The organism is Thalassoroseus pseudoceratinae (genome assembly GCF_011634775.1).
GTDB lineage: Bacteria > Planctomycetota > Planctomycetia > Planctomycetales > Planctomycetaceae > Thalassoroseus > Thalassoroseus pseudoceratinae.
The window spans coordinates 578574-596638 of the sequence record NZ_JAALXT010000005.1; the positions used below are offsets into that span (position 1 = coordinate 578574).

13 protein-coding genes are annotated in these 18065 nt (G+C 52.5%); 3 read left to right on the forward strand and 10 right to left on the reverse strand.

Going from position 1 to position 18065, the window contains the following annotated elements; all coding sequences use genetic code 11:
- Window positions 1-7: 7 nt before the first annotated feature.
- The 10 genes from G6R38_RS20020 to wbaP form a co-directional block, all read right to left on the reverse strand.
- Window positions 8-1471 carry an SDR family oxidoreductase gene (locus G6R38_RS20020; protein ID WP_166830412.1) on the reverse strand — a complete coding sequence of 488 codons (1464 nt, stop codon included), beginning with the start codon at window positions 1469-1471 and terminating at the stop codon, window positions 8-10.
- Between the two features lie 66 nt (window positions 1472-1537).
- Entirely contained in the window at window positions 1538-2266 is a 729-nt protein-coding gene (locus G6R38_RS20025) for a metallophosphoesterase (RefSeq protein ID WP_166830414.1), read from the reverse strand.
- Window positions 2267-2474: 208 nt separating this feature from the next.
- Window positions 2475-3464, reverse strand: coding sequence for an NAD-dependent epimerase/dehydratase family protein (locus G6R38_RS20030; protein WP_166830416.1), 990 nt, complete (start codon window positions 3462-3464; stop codon window positions 2475-2477).
- A gap of 2 nt (window positions 3465-3466) precedes the next feature.
- Window positions 3467-4723, reverse strand: a complete 1257-nt coding sequence (locus tag G6R38_RS20035; RefSeq protein ID WP_166830418.1) for a glycosyltransferase family 4 protein — start codon at window positions 4721-4723, stop codon at window positions 3467-3469.
- Between the two features lie 98 nt (window positions 4724-4821).
- On the reverse strand, window positions 4822-5925 hold the full coding sequence (locus tag G6R38_RS20040) for a glycosyltransferase family 4 protein (protein ID WP_166830420.1): 1104 nt from the start codon (window positions 5923-5925) through the stop codon (window positions 4822-4824).
- Between the two features lie 114 nt (window positions 5926-6039).
- On the reverse strand, window positions 6040-6429 hold the full coding sequence (locus G6R38_RS20045; RefSeq protein ID WP_166830422.1) for a hypothetical protein: 390 nt from the start codon (window positions 6427-6429) through the stop codon (window positions 6040-6042).
- 1381 nt (window positions 6430-7810) lie between these two features.
- Entirely contained in the window at window positions 7811-8545 is a 735-nt protein-coding gene (locus G6R38_RS20050; protein WP_240928299.1) for an HAD family hydrolase, read from the reverse strand.
- Entirely contained in the window at window positions 8448-9755 is a 1308-nt protein-coding gene (locus tag G6R38_RS20055; protein WP_166830426.1) for an O-antigen polymerase, read from the reverse strand. The genes G6R38_RS20050 and G6R38_RS20055 overlap by 98 nt, the downstream gene beginning before the upstream one ends.
- A 163-nt stretch (window positions 9756-9918) precedes the next feature.
- Window positions 9919-11211 carry a lipopolysaccharide biosynthesis protein gene (locus tag G6R38_RS20060; protein WP_166830428.1) on the reverse strand — a complete coding sequence of 431 codons (1293 nt, stop codon included), beginning with the start codon at window positions 11209-11211 and terminating at the stop codon, window positions 9919-9921.
- Window positions 11212-11426: 215 nt separating this feature from the next.
- On the reverse strand, window positions 11427-13004 hold the full coding sequence (gene wbaP / locus G6R38_RS20065; RefSeq protein WP_166830431.1) for an undecaprenyl-phosphate galactose phosphotransferase WbaP: 1578 nt from the start codon (window positions 13002-13004) through the stop codon (window positions 11427-11429).
- Between the two features lie 409 nt (window positions 13005-13413).
- Here wbaP and G6R38_RS20070 point away from each other — a divergent pair, with 409 nt between their 5' ends.
- The 3 genes from G6R38_RS20070 to G6R38_RS20080 all read left to right on the forward strand — a co-directional run bounded on the left by G6R38_RS20070 (window position 13414) and on the right by G6R38_RS20080 (window position 18040).
- The gene (locus G6R38_RS20070) at window positions 13414-14718 is read left to right on the forward strand and encodes a polysaccharide biosynthesis/export family protein (protein ID WP_166830433.1); all 1305 of its coding nucleotides are present in this window, start codon (window positions 13414-13416) and stop codon (window positions 14716-14718) included.
- A 213-nt stretch (window positions 14719-14931) separates the two neighbouring features.
- Complete coding sequence (locus tag G6R38_RS20075; protein WP_166830435.1) at window positions 14932-16392, forward strand: MATE family efflux transporter; 1461 nt, start codon at window positions 14932-14934, stop codon at window positions 16390-16392.
- Window positions 16393-16483: 91 nt separating this feature from the next.
- Window positions 16484-18040, forward strand: coding sequence for a sensor histidine kinase (locus tag G6R38_RS20080; protein WP_166830437.1), 1557 nt, complete (start codon window positions 16484-16486; stop codon window positions 18038-18040).
- Window positions 18041-18065 lie beyond the last annotated feature (25 nt).

The following is an 18065-nucleotide window of genomic DNA, read 5'->3' on the forward strand; positions in this document are numbered from 1 at the left end:
TTTTCCATCACGAGGCCCGACGATTGCTCGCCAAACCCACCCGCAAGTGCTCGACCAAGGCATCAAGCCGAGATCGCGATTGCGAGTCACCTTCCAAGACCAACGAACCTTCCGCCAGTAACTGTTCGGAAGACTCCCGCCCGGAAACGAGTGTCCACAATGCCGACGATGGCCCGTAGATTAGGGATTTTGTGAAATCATGGGAAGCCGAATTTGCGCAGACCGGTCGCCCCCCCTCAAACATGACCGTCCACTGCCCACCGCCAGGCCCAGTTAATTCAAGTTGCAACGACTCGTCGCTCTCGAAACCGGCAGAGGAACCTTCAAAAGCCGATCGGAAAACCGCACCGATCGGTGGGGCATCGATCGTGGCTCGCGGTGGAAGCGTCGAGAATTTCGCATCCATCGCCCATCGACACAGGCGAACCAACATTGAACGATCGACTACAGGGCAGGGCAGGTTCGGCAACGCCGCTTGCGTGTTCCGACAATCGAACAGTGGATCGGTCCGGAAGTAACTTCGGTAGACATCCATCCCGGCACGCAACTCGTCTTCGCGAAACGCCGTCCGCTTCACCGTTCGGCCATCGGACGTTTCCAAATTCGATTGCTCAATCGCCGTATTGATGGCTTCCTCAATCAGCGAAGTGGAAGTGAGTGCCGGATTCGTAATGTGAAATACCCGACCGACCTGCGATGCATTCTGCTTGATCTCGATAATCGCCCGAGAAACCCATTCCACAGGCACAAGGTTCTTCCGGTCATCGGCACTGAACCCCAAGTTGCGAATGAATTCCCGACCCGCCTGAGTTCCATTCGTTTTGGCGAGCAGCCAAGTCAATTGGACGGCCGTGTAGAACCCACGATATGTTGACGTGAATCCCGTTTCCGAGTCGCCGACAATCACCGAAGGCCGGTAAATCGTCGCACGATCACCGAATGCGTTCCTTACAATCGACTCGGCTTCAGCCTTGCTACGTTCGTAGTCGTTCCCAAAGTCAGCGTTTGCGTCGGCATCGATCTCCGCAACGCTCCCGTGACGTTGACCACAGACGTACGCCGTCGAGACATGATGAAAACGCTCGACTCCCGCATCCAACGCCGTGCGAACGAGATTCCGTGTCCCCACGACATTCGTTCGATACGGTTCACCGTCCCGTGACTCGCCATGGAACACAAGACTTGCCGCATTGTGAAGAACGGAATCGCAATGCTCTCGAACGAAACGTGCGTCGTCCTCGTTGAGTCCAAGATCGTGAGAGGTGAGGTCGCCATTGAGCACACGAGGACGAGGCAAACACCGTTTTAAACGACTTTCCCACGCGGTGAGGATTCCCTCGACACGAGCACAGGCATCGGCCAGCGGTGTCGACCGGACTAAGACCGCAACGTGTTCACCCTTCTCCAACAAATCCCGCAGCAAGTATTGCCCTAGCAACCCAGTAACACCAGTAATCAGAGTGTAGGGCATCGTCGTTCCATTCCGTGCTCTGAACGATTTCCGAAATCTATGATCACACGATCACGACAAGCAACATCAAGCCCCGGCTTGACGTTGAGGGAAGGATTCGGGCGCTGTGACTTTCCCTAAGAAACTCGCCTGCCACATCTCACCGCTATAGACTTCTAATGCTGTCAGACAACCTCCGCCGTAGCAGCCAGTGTCAATGCAAGTCAAACCGGGCTGACGCAAGATGTTGCCCGTCTTGTTCGCCGTATGACCCACCACCGCGGCTTTCCCGGACTGATGAGGCATCGGCAGGTGATCAATGAGTGACGTCCATCGCATCATCTTCCGTGACTGTTCTGACAACGGCTTCTGCGAGTCGTAATTGCCATGCACAAAGAAGTGATCCTCCAACTCAACGATGTCGGAGAAGGATCGGATGAAATCAATATGCTCTTGTGGAATCACATCGAGACGACCACAAAACCCATAAGAGTCTAGCGTTGCAGTCCCGCCATGTTTCAACCAGCGTTTCGGCGGCTTCCCATCAAGAACATCTAACATCATCTCCTCATGATTGCCTAGAATAGGCCGGAGATCACATCGTGAGCTCAAAGACATCAAGAGTTCAATGGCCGCTCGTGAGTCGTTCCCGCGATCAATCACATCGCCAAGCGGAACAACGATATCAAACGGTCCAATCGGCAAAGCGGCTAGCAACGCTTCCAATGCGCGAGCACAACCGTGGATATCACCAATCGCAAAAACACGCGACGCCTGATGCGACGCCGCGTGAATCGTAGTTGACACTTTTGTCATTGCTGGCAGGCTCACCTTAGCTAGTGGACCGTCACTGAATTTGCATCCTGCTGATGCAAATCCAAGAGAGAAAAATGTGCAGAACAACCGACCCCGCACACAAATTCACAGTCTCCAAGAAAATCCTAGTATGCCTAGAGATCTGAGCGACTCAAACGAGGTTGAAAACCGCCTGAGCACTCAGATTGCAAACCCACCATCCACGTGACTAGGCAGCGGACGATTTTGCCTTCTTCGCTTTGTACTCCGCTTCGATCCAATTGTAGGTTTTCTCGAGTCCGTTGCGAAGTCGAATACTAGGCGCCCAACCGAGATACTTCTCGATCAACGTGTTATCGCTATTGCGACCGTTGACGCCCTTCGGCGCGTCGAGTTTATAGTTTCGTTTCAGCTTGGTTCCACTGATTTCCTCAGCGATATCCACCAACTGGTTGATCGTCACCAGCTCGTTGGAACCGAGATTGATCGGCTCGGGCACACCTTGTTCCGTGATCTGACGAATACCTTTGATGCAATCGTCGATGTACATAAAGCTACGGGTTTGATTGCCGTCGCCCCAAATCTCAATCTCGCCGTGACCTGAATGAACGGCGTCGATAACTTTACGACAAATCGCGGCGGGAGCCTTCTCACGGCCACCGTCCCAAGTCCCATGAGGTCCGTAGACATTGTGGAACCGAGCCACCCGAGTCTTCAAACCATAGTCTTCCGAGAAGTGACGGCACATCCGCTCAGAGAAGAGTTTCTCCCAACCATAACCATCCTCTGGCATGGCGGGATAGGCGTCTGCTTCTTTCAGTGGCGTGACATTCGCATCACGTTGCTTATCAGCGTTGTAAACGCAAGCCGACGAAGAATAGAAGAAGCGATCGGCTTGACACTCTTTTGCAGCCATCAGCATGTGCGTGTTAATCAGCACACTCAACATACAAAGCGCTTTGTTGTTCTCGATGAACCCCATACCGCCCATGTCGCAGGCCAAATTGTACACATCGCTGGAACCATCGCAGACTTCTTCGCAAGCGTCACGCAGTTCCAAGTTGCGAACAAGGTTCTCAGCACCTTCATGAACCTGATACCACTCTTCAAACGGCTTGACATCAACACTGCGAACTTGGAAACCTTCTTCCAATAGATGCGCAACCAAATGACCGCCAATAAAACCGCCGGCTCCACCGACAACAGCTAATCGACTCATAATTAAGCTCCAATCCTTTCAATACGGTCGATCGACTGACGCACTAGACGGTCAGCCGAGTGAGGTTCGGTCGCTCCTCCGAGCAACTGTTCGAAGCGGTCACAAATCCGTTCGATATCAAAGTGCGTTTCCGCATAGTTTCTAGCAGCAAGCCCCATCTTCAATCGTAAAGACGACGAAGTGGCTAACTCATCCGCAGCCTGAACAAACGCCGCTGAATCACGAGGATCAACGACTAAACCCGCTGAATTCCCTTCAATAATGCGAGCGGACAAATTCTCTTTCGGTATCGCGGCTAGTAATGCCCGTTGAGCGCACATATAACTGAGCATCTTGGACGGCACGCAGAACACGCCCGCTTCAGGTTCCAAGATGCCAATCAATACATCTGCACTGCCAAAGACATTGGGCATCTCTTCAAAGGGCTGAAACGGCAAAATACGAATCGACTGAACACCGTGCTCAGCAACACGCGATTTCAACCACTCTGCACCCTCACCTTGAGAGACGACCGTCAACTCACCCCGGCCAAGCTGGTCGAGATGAATACCAAGTTGCAAGAGCAAATCGGGATTATGACGAATCGACAAGGTGCCCGAATACAAAAACCGAACCTCTTTAGTCAACCCGAGTTTCAATGACCATTCGTTGTCTCGTGAACGAAGAGGAAGTTCCTCCAGCGGAGCCCAGTTGTGAACGACATGAATTTTGTCATCGGGCACGCCCTGCTGGGCAAGCACATCCTTAAAGTCTTCGCTAATAACAACGACTTGATCGCTAGCAAGACACGCTTGCCGATCTAACCGCATGAAGTATCGGCCAGCAAGATGGCCAATGCCTGGAAGTTTCTTTTTAAGAATCCGATAAGCAGCCAGCCCATACAAGTCCTGAATCCAAGACACTAATCGACAGCCAGTCCGTCGACATGCCTTCACCAACGATTGAAGCACGAGCGACGGCGTATTGGCCGTCAGCACGACATCCGGCCGCGACGATGAAATCTCTGCCGCCAATTTCCGGCCGTATTCCGACTCCTGACGAAACCGACTAACAAAACTATACTTCTTGATCTCCTGATCGAGAAAGATCGGCCGAATATTGAAGCCGACTGGGTCTGCATCATTCTTATTCAATGCCCCTCGCGGAGTGTTGATCGACCCCGAATATAGATGTAGAACCTCGTGTCCAACCTTTGCCAACTGCCGACTCAGCTGAACTTGAAAGGGATGACCAGCGTAATCATGAATCAGAATTCGCATTGGCCGCCTCCGTATTTAGTATCTGCAGAATTTCAATTGACCAACTGTTAGACAGCCAGTTAAACAACTTTGAGTCAGCAATTCCCTATGGCCAAACACTATGCCGCATGGTCAAGATGTCTTGTGACATCCTGATTGCTCGTTTCCTCGGCATTCATGCCATGTGGAGACATCATTTGCTCGATGAAGAGCTGAAGTGACGAGTTGGCCATCTTGTGGAGGCTTTGCGAATACTTCGTTACCGTCTGGCACGTCTCGAAGTATTCTGAGGGACTGTCGATCCACCCTTGGATCACGGCTGATGCACGAGCGACAAAATCTTCGTCAATGTCGACGACGACACCTCCGTCAGTTCCAACCAGGGACGGTATGCAACCTCGTGCGAACGCAATCACCGGCTTACCTGATGCCATCGCTTCAATCAGCACGATCGGCTGCGCTTCGCTTCGAGAGGGCAGGAGTTTGACATCAATACTCTCAAGAAACTCGGCCTTCCGATCACCATAAACGGGGCCGATGTACTCAAACGCCTTGCCATAACGCTCGCGGGCATCGTCAATAATGTCGGCGTCACGCTTCGTGACTGGAGGACCTGCTAATCGAAGAATAACATCGACACCACGCCCACGGAGTTCAGCAAACGTCCCGATAACCTCGGATAGCCCCTTTGCGACCGATAGATTGCTCAAATGGCCAATCACAAACGGCTTTGCAACCGCACTTCGACAATCGACTGCTTGCCCGCTAGAACATGTATTCGGCGGGACCATAAACATGTTTGGAAGAATTACGTGTTGGGCAACCGGATCGTAAAGCCTTTGAAATGACTCAACCATCTCTTCACCCAACAGGACGTGCACGCCAGACTTCCCAAGCATCCTATCAAGCAAGACAATGAAACGGTCTCGTTCTCGGCAAAAGCCGAATGTATGATGATGGATTACACATTGGTAGCCGAGCAGCCTTGCAGCAGCGACGACTAAGATGTTGTAGAACCGACCAAACCCGTGATCCACAGTTGTATACAGCACTCGTTTGCCAGATATCCGTTTTCCGACAAGCCACAATGACGCAAGAACAGCTCGAACACCCTTGAGTAGTTTTCGAGCAGCGTTTGAATGAGACGAGTCGCCCGTCTTCGACATCCCAAAGACGTCCACCGCACCTCTCGTGCGAAACTCATCAACGATCCGCTTGGTCACAAGGGTGTTTCCGTTAACTGGCGGTGGGAGCATTGCGACCACCACAAGGGCGTTTTTAGATTTTGCCATCTTCTTTGCCAGCCAGACATTCGAGAGGAGACTCAAGAAACACATTTATGCCGCGTTGGCCATAGGAACGTCTTCAGCCAGCAGTTCGTAGGATTTCTCACATCGAAGCCGCAATTTGCGGAAACTCGCATCATGATACATATCCGCAAATCGTTCGGTTTCTTTCTTCTTCGATGCCGCTGGCCAGGGAATCTTGAGATGGTCCGGGTCGCCTTCTTGCGTCTCGGACCACCAACGATGAGAAACTTCAAGAATCTGCTTGACAGCATCCACATTCTCGGGAGTGTGTTCGAAGACATCGAAATCAGTACCAAACTGATCATTCATCGCACGCACAACGTTACCAAAGTCACTGATCACATCCTCGAACCGTGCCATACAAAGATTGCTTCGATAACGCGCGATCGTCTCGTGATAACTACAATAGTCCATCATGGATCGCTTCAGATTCCATGAGCGATTGTAATCCGGACGCGCTCGATAAACTGCTAACGAGACGGTTGCCTTCGCAGGATCCCTAAGTATAGTTAGGGCTGGCAGTCTCTTCTTCGCAGCAGCGATGAGAGCTGCCGGAGCATGAAGGTGATGACAGACATTCACTGGCCGTCGCTGGCACTTCAAGAATGCCCAGGTCGCGAATGAGTTCGCGCATCGTGGAAAAGCGTCTATCACAACCTCAGTATCACCTGTGAATCCGCAAACGGATCCATTGTGATCGTGTCGGCGACTTGTAAAAATCGGCAGATAGATTTTCGGAAAACGCTTCATCAGACCCGCAAGACGGAAACGCGTTTCAAAGTAAAGAGTTGTCCTATTCCACACCGTTGGCTCGCTCATAATTATTTGCTTCAATAATGCTCACAACATTTGGAAACAGGAATCCGTCGTACAGATCATCAGTGACACAGCTTGCGGAACATCGGTAGCCCGCCCCCGTGTCGTGTGCCACCTAGTTCAGAATGGTTTATGCGAAACCAGCTAGGCCATCATATCAATCACTAGGAGGCTACACTTGTTCGAATCGACATCATCCTTGATATGCCGACACGGATGAAGAATTGATACAAGCAGAGAGCTAAGCACACAAACTCACCGCCGGGAACGCATAACCCTGCCAGGATAAGTGAAAGACAAACATCAGCTATTGAGGAGGCAAGCCAATTGACGATGGCGCTATTAGCCAACTCACTGTTCTTCCTCAATGCATAACGAGCAGTTCGCGGTAGAACTTCACTTACGACAATCAATGCAAACGCGGTACGCCAGATAGAATACGCATCTGCCGTCCGTAGAAAGAGAATCGGCATGACAGGATAAAGAGTTGATAGAGACTTTAGCGCAATGTACGTGAGAACTCGATTTTGTGACGGCAACACGTTGTGAATTGAAAAGACAGCGGCAACAGCCAACACGGCGGCTACTGACCACCAAGTCGGAATAAGGGCGGGAATCGCGAGTAGGACAACAATGGCAGTGATACGTACTGCTAGAAAAGGTCCTAGCCTTTCCTCCCCAGTGAATCCACGCGGCCGGGATGCGACCGACTCAGTACTTGCAATTCTGTCGTTGCAGAAGTACCCACATTCATAGACACACATAATCAGAACCCACGCTCGAATGACTTCGAGGGCGGGAAGAACTGATACTGGTGCGGCTAGAACTGCTGCGACAACAAGAAACAGCATGTATTTCATGAACCATCCGGCAAGACGGCGCATGTTCATCCGCGATACGAGCCAATACCCACACGGCACGTATATCAGCGAGCGATAATTTATTTTCGGGCACTTTGGCAAAACGGCCATATGTCGTTCACTTAGATGTACAAAATCTCTAGTCCATCGGTCGGCACTCTTGGCGCTTCGCTGATGCGGCTATCGGCTCTCCGTTGCACGATAATGCCACGATCTACCTTCCGTAGCATTTCAATATCGTTTGCGTTATCACTATAGACGGTAACAGGTCCATGCTGGTCGAGACCGTCCAAGTATTGATGTAAGTAAGGGATTTTCCTGCCAAATAAGTCTCGGCCGAAACCGGTCACATGCCCGTCGTTGTCATAGGCTAACTGGCTGCAAACAGCACCGACTTCAAGCTTCTGCGAAAGAGCGATAACAGGTGGATCGATCGCAGCCGAAATTAGTGCAACGTGAGATCCGCATTTCTTAGCATCTGCAAGCAGTTCGACAGTAGTGCGAATTTGACGGTTATCCCAACATTGATTCCAAAAGATGCCTGCGTATTCTAGGAGTTCCTCACGCGAGTAATTCACCAACAACTGCCCGACACACCTTAAGTACAACCGATGCAACATCGGCCTAGGAATGAATCGGCGAAGAACCTTAGCGGTAAACACCCACGCTCTCCAAATCCGATACCGGCCTCTGTTTCGACGGAGGAAAAATGCCAGGAAGTCGTGTGTAGTATTTCCGTCATAAAGCGTTCCACAAAGATCAAACAGCACGACGGGCTGTTGTTCGCCTTGCGTGCCAACTCCGTCTCGGACTTCTTCGACGGAGTTGCATGGCCGGACGACCGATTCTTGAGGCATAGATACACCAGAGCAGTACGACAATCGCAATATGAGAGTTATTCAGAAAGTCGAAGTTAAAAAAGCTAAACACAATCGTGTTGTATGTCAGCGCCAGCAAGTACAAGTTATGCCGATATGGCGCGATAGCAGATCGATGAAAGATCCAGGTCGAAAACGCCCCCATGATCAGCGGAAAAACGATCACACCAACAATCCCGAGATCATGATAGAACACGTAGAACCAGGTGTAGGTGTTAATGTAGTGTGGCACAAACACATAATCTTTATAGACGTTTTGCTCGTAGTTACCGCCAGTTATTCGTCCAAGTAGTTTTGAGATGATTGGCAGTGAGTATTGAGCCATGCCATTTACGGTTCTAGGGAAGAGTTCCTCGTCGTCGGTATCGAGGCCAAAGGCGTGCCTGGATGCTACGAGATAGATCTCCGTACGTTCCACGATTCCGTACTCGGTAATCTTCTCATGGTTCGTGAACTGCATATTCATTTGCCAACTGGCAAACACAAGGCCAATCAGAGCAGTTGCAGTGGCAAAGATCTTCAAACGAGGCTTCGAATGAAACTGAGTGAGATAGATACTGATGACGACAATTGCATTCTTAAGGATAACAGCCTTCGCCAACGTAACGATTGCCAAATAGAGAATTGCGATGGCAGTCACAGACACTGTTGTGACTTTGAACGCTCTGCTAGCATTCGACTTAAGGCAACAGGCAGCATTAACACTCAGTAACATTAAGAGTGCACTCGACAAACCCATCAGACTACTTGAAAGGCTACCACTGTTGAGGGCTTCCTCAGACGATTTCAGAATTGCATGCCGATCGATCTCCCCTTGGGCCGCCACAGAGAGTGCGTTCGACGTCCCATGAAATTCAATCGACACCATCGCTGACATCAGCAGGACAACGCACGAGAGGCACACCGTCAACCATAGAGGCATGACCGGCATCTGGGGAGTTTGCCTATGAGATACTCGATCAGTTTGTTTTGGCTGACACAGCCAAGTGCCCGCGAGGAATCCCAAATGCCCCAACAACATCAATGCATCGCTGAACGGTGAGATCGGACGAAACAAGTCCGGGCTTAACAAACCAATCGCATAGATAATCGCCCAGATGCAGGCATAGGCGCAGCGAGGACCATAGTACGCATTGCAAACGTCGCGGAACCCGACAAAGGCTAGAATAAGGAATGCAATGTAGTCCATCTATGAGACACTTATTCACATGTTCGTTGAATTACGGTTTGCCTATCGTCACGTCAACTTGCGTTGGTACTCAACAGCAACCTGCGAAGTTGGCGTGACTGCCGTTTTCTACATTAGATTGAGTCGTTTCTGCTAGACCAGTTTGTTGGCAGCATATGGGTTCTTAGATTGTCGCAGCGGTCTTTCTGTAGTAGACGGACTGCACAAGCAACAACGCAAAGGTTCCGATCAGGTAGGCTGTAGCCATTCCCCTGAGACCAAAATGCGGGATCAATTGAATGGCAGCGATCGAAATTGCACAGACCATCACAATGTAGCTGGAAATCTGCGAGTAGAATCGCCCAGCTGCCGTGAGTGCCTGCCCCAAATACGATGATGCGAACGCAAACCCGGTCGCAACAGAAAGTATCAGTAGCAAATGACTGTGCTCAGCGACTTCAGAATTGAATAGCATTGTGAGTGCATACTCCCCCAGCCAATATGAGCAGCCGAACATAGCGAGTGTGAGACAAGCGGCAAATCCCATTAGCATCTTCACCAGATTAGTGAATGCCGCGACGTTCTTTTTCGCGTAGGCAGAGGCAAGGCGGGGCAATGCGATTTGGGTCGATGCCGATACGGGCAGTCGAGCCAAGATCAGGAGATATCCGCATGATGCGTAAATTCCGAGGTCGTATTCGGACATCTGGAATCGGACGCAGATTCTAGGCAACGCCTCGGCTAGGTGGCATAGTCCCATAACAATGCCCAGCGGGAATGCTCGCTTGGCGAGTTCGAAGACTTGCAACCGACCGACTTCGTTGAGGCTTGCGGGCGACGAATTAATTCGCGGTGTTAGTTTACGCGCTTGTGGAAGATCAAAGAAGATCGCAACGAGAATCTGCATCGCAATCATTGTTAGTAGGGCAGCAGGAAGAGATCCCCCGCTCAACATCGTCGCCGCAAATGCGGAGATACCGAGCGTCGCACGAGCGAGTAGCGACTTGCCAATGATGTCGAAGCGACTTGCCCTTTGGGCCACGGCGTGTGCTATGTCAGAAATTGACTCGACGCTCTTTGAGGCTGCGACAAGCCAGAGAATCACACAATTTTGACCATTGAGAAGGAGCGGGATGCTCAAAAGGCCGACTAACGCCACCACAGACAGGACTTGGAGTTTTCGCAGAAGATAGTAGCTGGCGACTGGGAACTGCGACTCTGTGTCTGTCGTCAGGACGTTTCTCAATTGCATATTGAGAAAGGAGTATACGGGTACGACAACCGCCAAGGCGAAAGCGTATCTCCCGACGGCAGCGGTGGTCGACACCTTTCCAATGATTGCAACAATGGCGAATTGGAGGACCGCTTGTGAGAGTACGCCGACCAGCGACCAGGTAAAGACACTCGAAGTTGAGTGAATGAATTCCCGAATCCGCTTGATGGTGGAGTACGAATTTTCGAGAGGGTTATGGGACATCCGATCAATTAGTTCCGGTGCAACTTGGCTATGGTGCGATTTCGGTCAATTAGCGCCACGTCGTTGCGCCGAGTTTCGTGCCGATTCTTTCAGTAGGATGGTTCTGACCGAATGCGCCCTAACCAATGAGCACAATAGTACCGAAGACTAACCTTCAAAGGTGATCGACTTTGGGTAAGTCAATGAAACGGTTTGATGAATCGAATCCATGGATGTCAATAGGCTCCTTCCCGGAGCACTGCAGTTTTCACAGTTCGCGCGAGGATGTAGATGTCTAGCCAAGGTGACCAGTTGCGAACGTAGTAGTCGTCGTATTGGACGCGCGCTTCGTAAGTGGTGTTGTTACGGCCAGAGATCTGCCATAGTCCTGTGAGTCCTGGTCGGACCTTCAAATAGACAGGGTATGTGTTGTTGTATTTGACGACTTCGTCGTTCACGATCGGTCGAGGACCGACTAGGCTCATGTCGCCGCGGAGAATATTCCAGATTTGCGGGATCTCGTCAATACTGAATTTCCGCAGGAAGTTCCCGACGCCCTTGATGATACGAGGATCGTTTTTTAGCTTGTGATCGCGTTCCCATTCGGCCCGCATCTCGGGGTTCTTATCGAGGTATTCCTGCAGCACGTCGTTGGCTCCGACGACCATCGTCCGGAACTTCCAGACCTTGAATCGGCGACCACCGCGGCCGATCCGTTCATGTCCGAAGAACACGGGGCCGGGAGAACGGAGTTTGATCGCCAGGATGATTCCCAGTAGGAACGGAGAGATCAGTAACAGCCCGAAGCCGGAGAGGAACATGTCGGCGGCACGTTTTCCCCAGCGGTAACGGCGACGCGTCAACGCATGCTGAGTATAAAGTGCGGCGGTGCCATGCAACTCGCGGGCTTCCGCCCAGAGAGTCGGTTGACCTTTCGCCTCAGACAAAACGCTGAGTTTCGGAATATGGTTGGCACACAGTTCGACCGCGTGTTGAACCTGAGCAGGGTCGGCATCGGTCATTGCGATGACGGCCCATGGTGTTTCGAGCTTGGAAGCAAGTTTCGCGGCGGACGAAAGGGTCCCGAAAGTGGTTTCGTCGGTCGCTTTTTGACCAAAACGGCTTTCGGTATCACCTCGAAGCAAAGCTACCGGTCGCAAACCGAGGGCTGGCTTACACGCAAGTTGATCAAAGGCTTGGCGTCCATCCTCTTGACCGCCGATGATAAGCGCCCGCTGTCCCCACCAAGATTGTCGCCCTAATAACTCCCGCCCGATCAGCCGTAGGGGTGGACCGGTGAAGGTTGCCAGTGCCCATGCCAGCGTCAGTGTTCCCAAGGTTGCATCAAACTGGAAGGCCCATGCGAATCGTGCGGTAATTACCGTAGAGAACGCCAATGCCGAGGCGAGGGTCAGTTGACGAGTTTCCCGAATAGGCTGCATGCCCACAGCAGGATATAGGCCGAAGCAGAGGTAACACAGAGCAGCAACGGGGATGACGCCCCATGCCGACGCAAACGTGCTGACGCCGAAAACGGCCGAAACAACGGCACTTGCAATTGTGATCGACGTGCCGACGTTGATCATGTCAATGCAGGCCAATGGTGCCGCTGTCACGATTCCCTGCCACGACCGAGGAACAACACTGGCGGCCGAATCATGCTTGTTGATGGGGAAGCTCGCTGCTCCCTCGTGAGAACCATTCGACTCCCGCGTTGGTTGCTCTGCAACCTCCGTGGCTTGTTTCAGTGGCCTCGTGACGACTGACATTTGACCAGTGGATGTCATGTCTGTCGTGTCCGAGTGAACGGTCATGTTGTCGATCCTTGAGATACAGACCAGCCGTTTTTGTGTGGTCGCTTATCGTGTCAGGGGAACTACTGACGCAATGAGTCGATGAATCCATTTCGTGTAGTCGGTTACGACGGGTCACACGGATGAGCCAAATGTGGGAATCTGGGAGAAAAATTCCGGTTCTAACAATTAGCCACATGAACTTTCGGCCACATCTCGGTTGGCATCCAGAACGAACATGAGAGTATTTCCTCAAAAAATCCGCTTTTTATGTTAGTTGCCCTCAAGTCCTCGTCAAAACCGGCCGATACGGTAGAAACCGGAGAATCATCACGGTTTTTAGCGCGCAAACTGGCGTGATGGGTGGCTGATGTTCTCCTCAACCTGCTGTCAGCAGCCAGAATCTGATCTTGGAATACAAGAGACGCACATGATTTCTTGCCATCGGCGTTCAACGGCCATCTGGGGATTGTTCCTGATTTGTGTTTGCCTCACGCAAGCCGGTTGCGTCTTGGTCAAAGCACAGAATGCGATTCCCGTAGAGCGGTTGCCCAAGACGCTTCTACACGGGTCCAAAGATGGAGCGGTTGCGCTTGATCTCACCTTATTGGAACAAGCCCAGCCTTCGGTGCATGTCATCGGGCCGGGGGATGTTGTCAGTGTGTTCATCCACGGAATTCTGCCGGCCGGCTTGGACGAAGGTGCCATGCTCGGCAGCAACGGGTTCGTCGATCGGGAGTATTACCCGCCTCGTGGGAATGTCGATCCCTCACGATTCGGCGTACCGATCGAAGTCGATACCAATGGACGGCTAGCGTTGCCGTTGATCGGTAAAATGCCAGTTGCCGGTTTGACGTTGGAACAACTTGAGGACCGAATTCGCAAGTCGTACGTCACCGACGACATTATCCGAGCAGACCGTGATCGAATCATCGTAGGTTTAACACGTGCTCGCACCGAACGGGTCTTGGTCATTCGGGAAGATGCCGCTTCGTCCATGCCATCCACGATTACGAAAGCAAGCGTTCCGTTTGCGAAGAAGGGCAACGCCCAAGTCATTGATCTGCCCATCTACGAAAATGATGTGCTTCACGCTCTGACCGCCAGCGGTGGACTGCCGGGAATCGATGCAGAGAACGAAGTTTGGGTGCTGCGTGGACGATCGGCCAATATGAGCGCTATTCAAGCTCACCTCCAATCCGGTGATGTGCCTTCGGATTTGGTGTGTCAATGGGAAGCTGACGGCTCGGTTGTTCGCATTCCTTTGCGAGTCTTCCCAAATGAACCACTGCCGTTCGGTCCCGAGGATATCGTCCTCCACGACGGCGACATCGTGTACGTGCCGCCGCGGAACGAATACTTCTACACGGCTGGTTTGTTGCCCGGTGGACGCATTCCGCTCCCGCGAGACGAAGATATCGACATCGTCGAAGCCATTGCTTTGGCCGGGGGTTCACTCGGTGGATTTAGCGGTTCGAGCGGAGCGGCTGGTTTGCGGGGTGGTGGAGTCGGGAGCATCATCCCGCCATCGCTTGCGGTCATCATGCGAAAATTGCCGGACGGTCGCCAGATTTCCATGCGAGTCGATTTGGCTGACGCGATGGAAGACTCACGGCAACGTGTGGTCATTCAGCCGGACGACGTCGTCTTCCTGCACTACACTCATCACGAGTTGGTCGGCAACATTGTGCTGAACTTCTTCAACTTCAACTTCCTGATCGACCCCAGCAGTTAAGTTTCTCATCGATGCAAGTTGAACGGAAACTCAAAGCCCCCGATGCCAGTGAATGGTATCGGGGGCTTTTTTTGAGCCGAACCTCAATGGGCGTCGATGTGTCTTCGGCGGTGTTAACTTGCGATGAGTTCGCGGCGTGACCCTATCTCTTGGGTTGATCGGTCCGCTAGAATCTCTCGCATCATCGGCTTGGGCTCTCGCTGGGAAGACACTATGGATGCGCCTCATCGAATCGAACCCCAAGCAGGCAGTTTACGCGAACTATTTCGAGTCGCTTGGCCGTTGGTCCTCAGCTCCGGTTCGCTCTCGTTCCTGCATGTGACTGACCGTATCTTTCTGACGTGGTACTCGTTGGATGCCGTCGCCGCTTCGCTTCCGGCAGGTTTGCTGGTATGGACGCTGATGAGCGTGGCGATGGGCACGGTCACGTACGTCAACACGTTTGTGGCTCAGTACGATGGCAGCGGGCAAAAGGAGCGTGTTTCCGCCGCGGTTTGGCAGGGCGTTTATCTCGCGATCGGCTCTGGCGTGCTGCTTGCGGCTCTCGGTCCGTTCGCGGGGGTGGCGTGTGGATGGATCGGCCACGCCGAACCGATTCAATCCCTCGAGGCAACGTATCTCGAAATCGGCCTGTATGGATCGGTTCCGATGATGCTCGTCGCGGCGTTGTCGTGCTTTTTCAGTGGACGCGGTGAGAACGTGGTCCCGTTGCTCGTCAATTTGGGGATGGTCGCGTTGAATCTCGGGCTGGATTACCTGATGATTTTCGGTCACGGACCGTTCCCGGAGATGGGGATCGCGGGAGCCGCCTGGGCAACGCAGATCGCCAAATTGGCCGCTGCGATTGTGTATCTCGTACTGCTGGTTCGGCTCAAGTCTGTGAAGCCGTTCAACTTCTGGCAAAACTTCCGGTTCGATTTCCCGCTATTCGGGCGATTGCTGCGGTACGGTTCGCCGATGGGGATTCAGTTTTTCCTCGACATCGCCGGGTTCTCGTTGTTCATTCTCATCGTGGGTTCCACAGGAGAAAACGAACTGACGGCGACCAATCTGGCGTTGAACCTGAACTCGTTGGCGTTCGTCCCGTTAATGGGGTTTGGAACGGCGGTTTCGACGATTGTCGGGCGACGGATCGGTGAGAAACGTCCCGATTTGGCTGTCCGAACCACTTGGTTAGCTGTCGGTTTGGCCTGCTCTTACACTGGGCTGTTTGTCCTACTGATTCTGTTCGCACCTTCGTTGCTGCTCTCGATTTACGAATTGAACACCAACGATCCGAATTTCGCGGCGGTCTCGGAGATTGTGATCGAACTGCTGCGATTCGTGGCGTTGTTCTCGTTTTTCGACGCCATCGCAATTGTGTTCGGATCGGCGTTACGCGGGGCTGGCGATACACGGTTCTGCACTGTGGTCACATTCGTCTGTTGTTGGAGTTTGATGGTGCTACCCACGTGGATTTCCCATCAGTATTACACCGGCAGCCTGACAGTTAGTTGGCTGTCCTGCACGACTTACTTGGCGGTACTTTCACTGATCTTTCTAGTGAGATTCCAAGGAGGACGCTGGAAAACGATGCGAGTGATCGAAGACGCCGCAAGCGATCACCCAGACGCAGATTCGTCGTTGAAGACGTCAATCGGTGTCTCCGAGCCTCTAGTCGCCACGGTGGAGTGATCCGCCGTGGCGCTCTTGCGGGCAAGGAATTGGTCGTGGTAGAATTCGGCTCAGTTCAGGGAACGAACTTTCATACGACAGGGACGTCGTTATGCTTTTTGCCCGCACCATTCGCCGGAAAATGGTTTGCTTGCTAGCTTTAGTGCTGGTAATGCTGGTCGTGATGTCACTCAGCGGTATTTCCGGTTTGATGTCGTATCGCCGAGCGGTTCACGATCTCGATTTCAGCATCAACCATGCGCCTCGCCGTGCGGATCTTTCAGATGCCATCGGCGGATTGTTTGAACCGCTGTTGCTTGCCCCGCCGCGAACGGATCAAGCAGCCCAGTTCCAAGCCGATCGGTTGGACGAACGACTGAAAGCTGCCCGGGAACGCGTCGCGGATTATCGGGCCAAGTTGAACGAGCTACCACCGAGTGAAGCGAATCGGCAACAACATCCCGTCCGGATGGCGAACTTGGCAAGTGTCGAGCAGTACTTGACCGACCTTGATGCCTCGAAACATCAGTTGGAACGGGTCGACACACCCAATCGGCCGGCCGTGATTGCTTCGATGATGCAGAAAATCGGAGCACTCGCGACCATCGTCCAACGCATGCCCGACTACAACCAGGGCCTGAACGAAACCCTGGTGCACGCGCGTGGCGTCTACCAATCTCGGTTTGTGATGGTTTGTCTGGCCAGCGGCGTGGTGATGTTGTTGTTCCCACTTTTGGTCTATTACGGCTACAAGAACATTTTCTCTCCGCTGCGAAAACTCCACCAGGGAGCACAACGCGTGGCTTACGGGGACTTCAATTATCGTTTGAAACTCAACTCCAAAGACGAGATGGCCGAGTTGGCGTCTGCGTTCAACAAGATGACCAAACGGTTTCAGGAGATCACTCGAAATCTCGATGGCCAGGTTCGCGAGCGGTGCAAACAACTCGTGCGGAACGAACGCTTAGCGGGGATCGGATTTCTCGCCGCAGGAGTGGCTCATGAGATCAACAATCCGCTGCAAGCAATTGGGATTGCCAGTGAATCGTTGATGGGACGGATGGATGAAATCCTCTACGACGCTCCGGAAGGTGATCGCGAAATTGTCGATCAATACTTATCCATGATTCAACGGGAATCCGACCGTTGCCAACAGATTACGCGAAAGTTGCTCGACTTCTCGCGAGGCCAAGACACGGCCCGAACCCGCAATGATCTCACAACGATCGTCTCCGAAGTGCTGACGATGGTCGGACACATGAGTCGCTTCCAAGATCGGGAAATCGTCTTCGAGCGCACCACACCATGTTACGTCATCGCCAACGGACCGGAACTCAAGCAGGTCGTTTTGAACATTGTGGCGAATTCGCTCGAAGCAATGGACCCCGGTGGCAAATTGACCATCGAAATCATGGAAGAAACCGACGATGTGAAAATTCACTTCCAAGACAACGGTTGCGGGATGTCTCAGGATACGTTGGACAACCTGTTCGAGCCGTTCTACACTCGTCGCAAAGACGGGAAGGGCACGGGGTTGGGCATGTCGATCAGCCAACGCATTATTGGCGATCATGGCGGCACCATCGAAGCCAGCAGTGCCGGTGTCGGTCAAGGCAGCCAGTTCCAAATTCAACTTCCCAAACGCCCGCAGCAGTCCATCGCCGCTTAAACCGATGAACCACTTCATCACGGGC

Excerpts from the sequence above, each read along its gene's own strand:
- G6R38_RS20020 (WP_166830412.1), bottom strand. The coding sequence starts at position 1,471 with ATGCCCTACACTCTGATTACTGGTGTTACTGGGTTGCTAGGGCAATAC.
- G6R38_RS20025 (WP_166830414.1), bottom strand. The coding sequence starts at position 2,266 with ATGACAAAAGTGTCAACTACGATTCACGCGGCGTCGCATCAGGCGTCG.
- G6R38_RS20030 (WP_166830416.1), bottom strand. The coding sequence starts at position 3,464 with ATGAGTCGATTAGCTGTTGTCGGTGGAGCCGGCGGTTTTATTGGCGGT.
- G6R38_RS20035 (WP_166830418.1), bottom strand. The coding sequence starts at position 4,723 with ATGCGAATTCTGATTCATGATTACGCTGGTCATCCCTTTCAAGTTCAG.
- G6R38_RS20045 (WP_166830422.1), bottom strand. The coding sequence starts at position 6,429 with ATGATGGACTATTGTAGTTATCACGAGACGATCGCGCGTTATCGAAGC.
- G6R38_RS20050 (WP_240928299.1), bottom strand. The coding sequence starts at position 8,545 with ATGCCTCAAGAATCGGTCGTCCGGCCATGCAACTCCGTCGAAGAAGTC.
- G6R38_RS20055 (WP_166830426.1), bottom strand. The coding sequence starts at position 9,755 with ATGGACTACATTGCATTCCTTATTCTAGCCTTTGTCGGGTTCCGCGAC.
- G6R38_RS20060 (WP_166830428.1), bottom strand. The coding sequence starts at position 11,211 with ATGTCCCATAACCCTCTCGAAAATTCGTACTCCACCATCAAGCGGATT.
- wbaP (WP_166830431.1), bottom strand. The coding sequence starts at position 13,004 with ATGACCGTTCACTCGGACACGACAGACATGACATCCACTGGTCAAATG.
- G6R38_RS20070 (WP_166830433.1), top strand. The coding sequence starts at position 13,414 with ATGATTTCTTGCCATCGGCGTTCAACGGCCATCTGGGGATTGTTCCTG.
- G6R38_RS20075 (WP_166830435.1), top strand. The coding sequence starts at position 14,932 with ATGGATGCGCCTCATCGAATCGAACCCCAAGCAGGCAGTTTACGCGAA.
- G6R38_RS20080 (WP_166830437.1), top strand. The coding sequence starts at position 16,484 with ATGCTTTTTGCCCGCACCATTCGCCGGAAAATGGTTTGCTTGCTAGCT.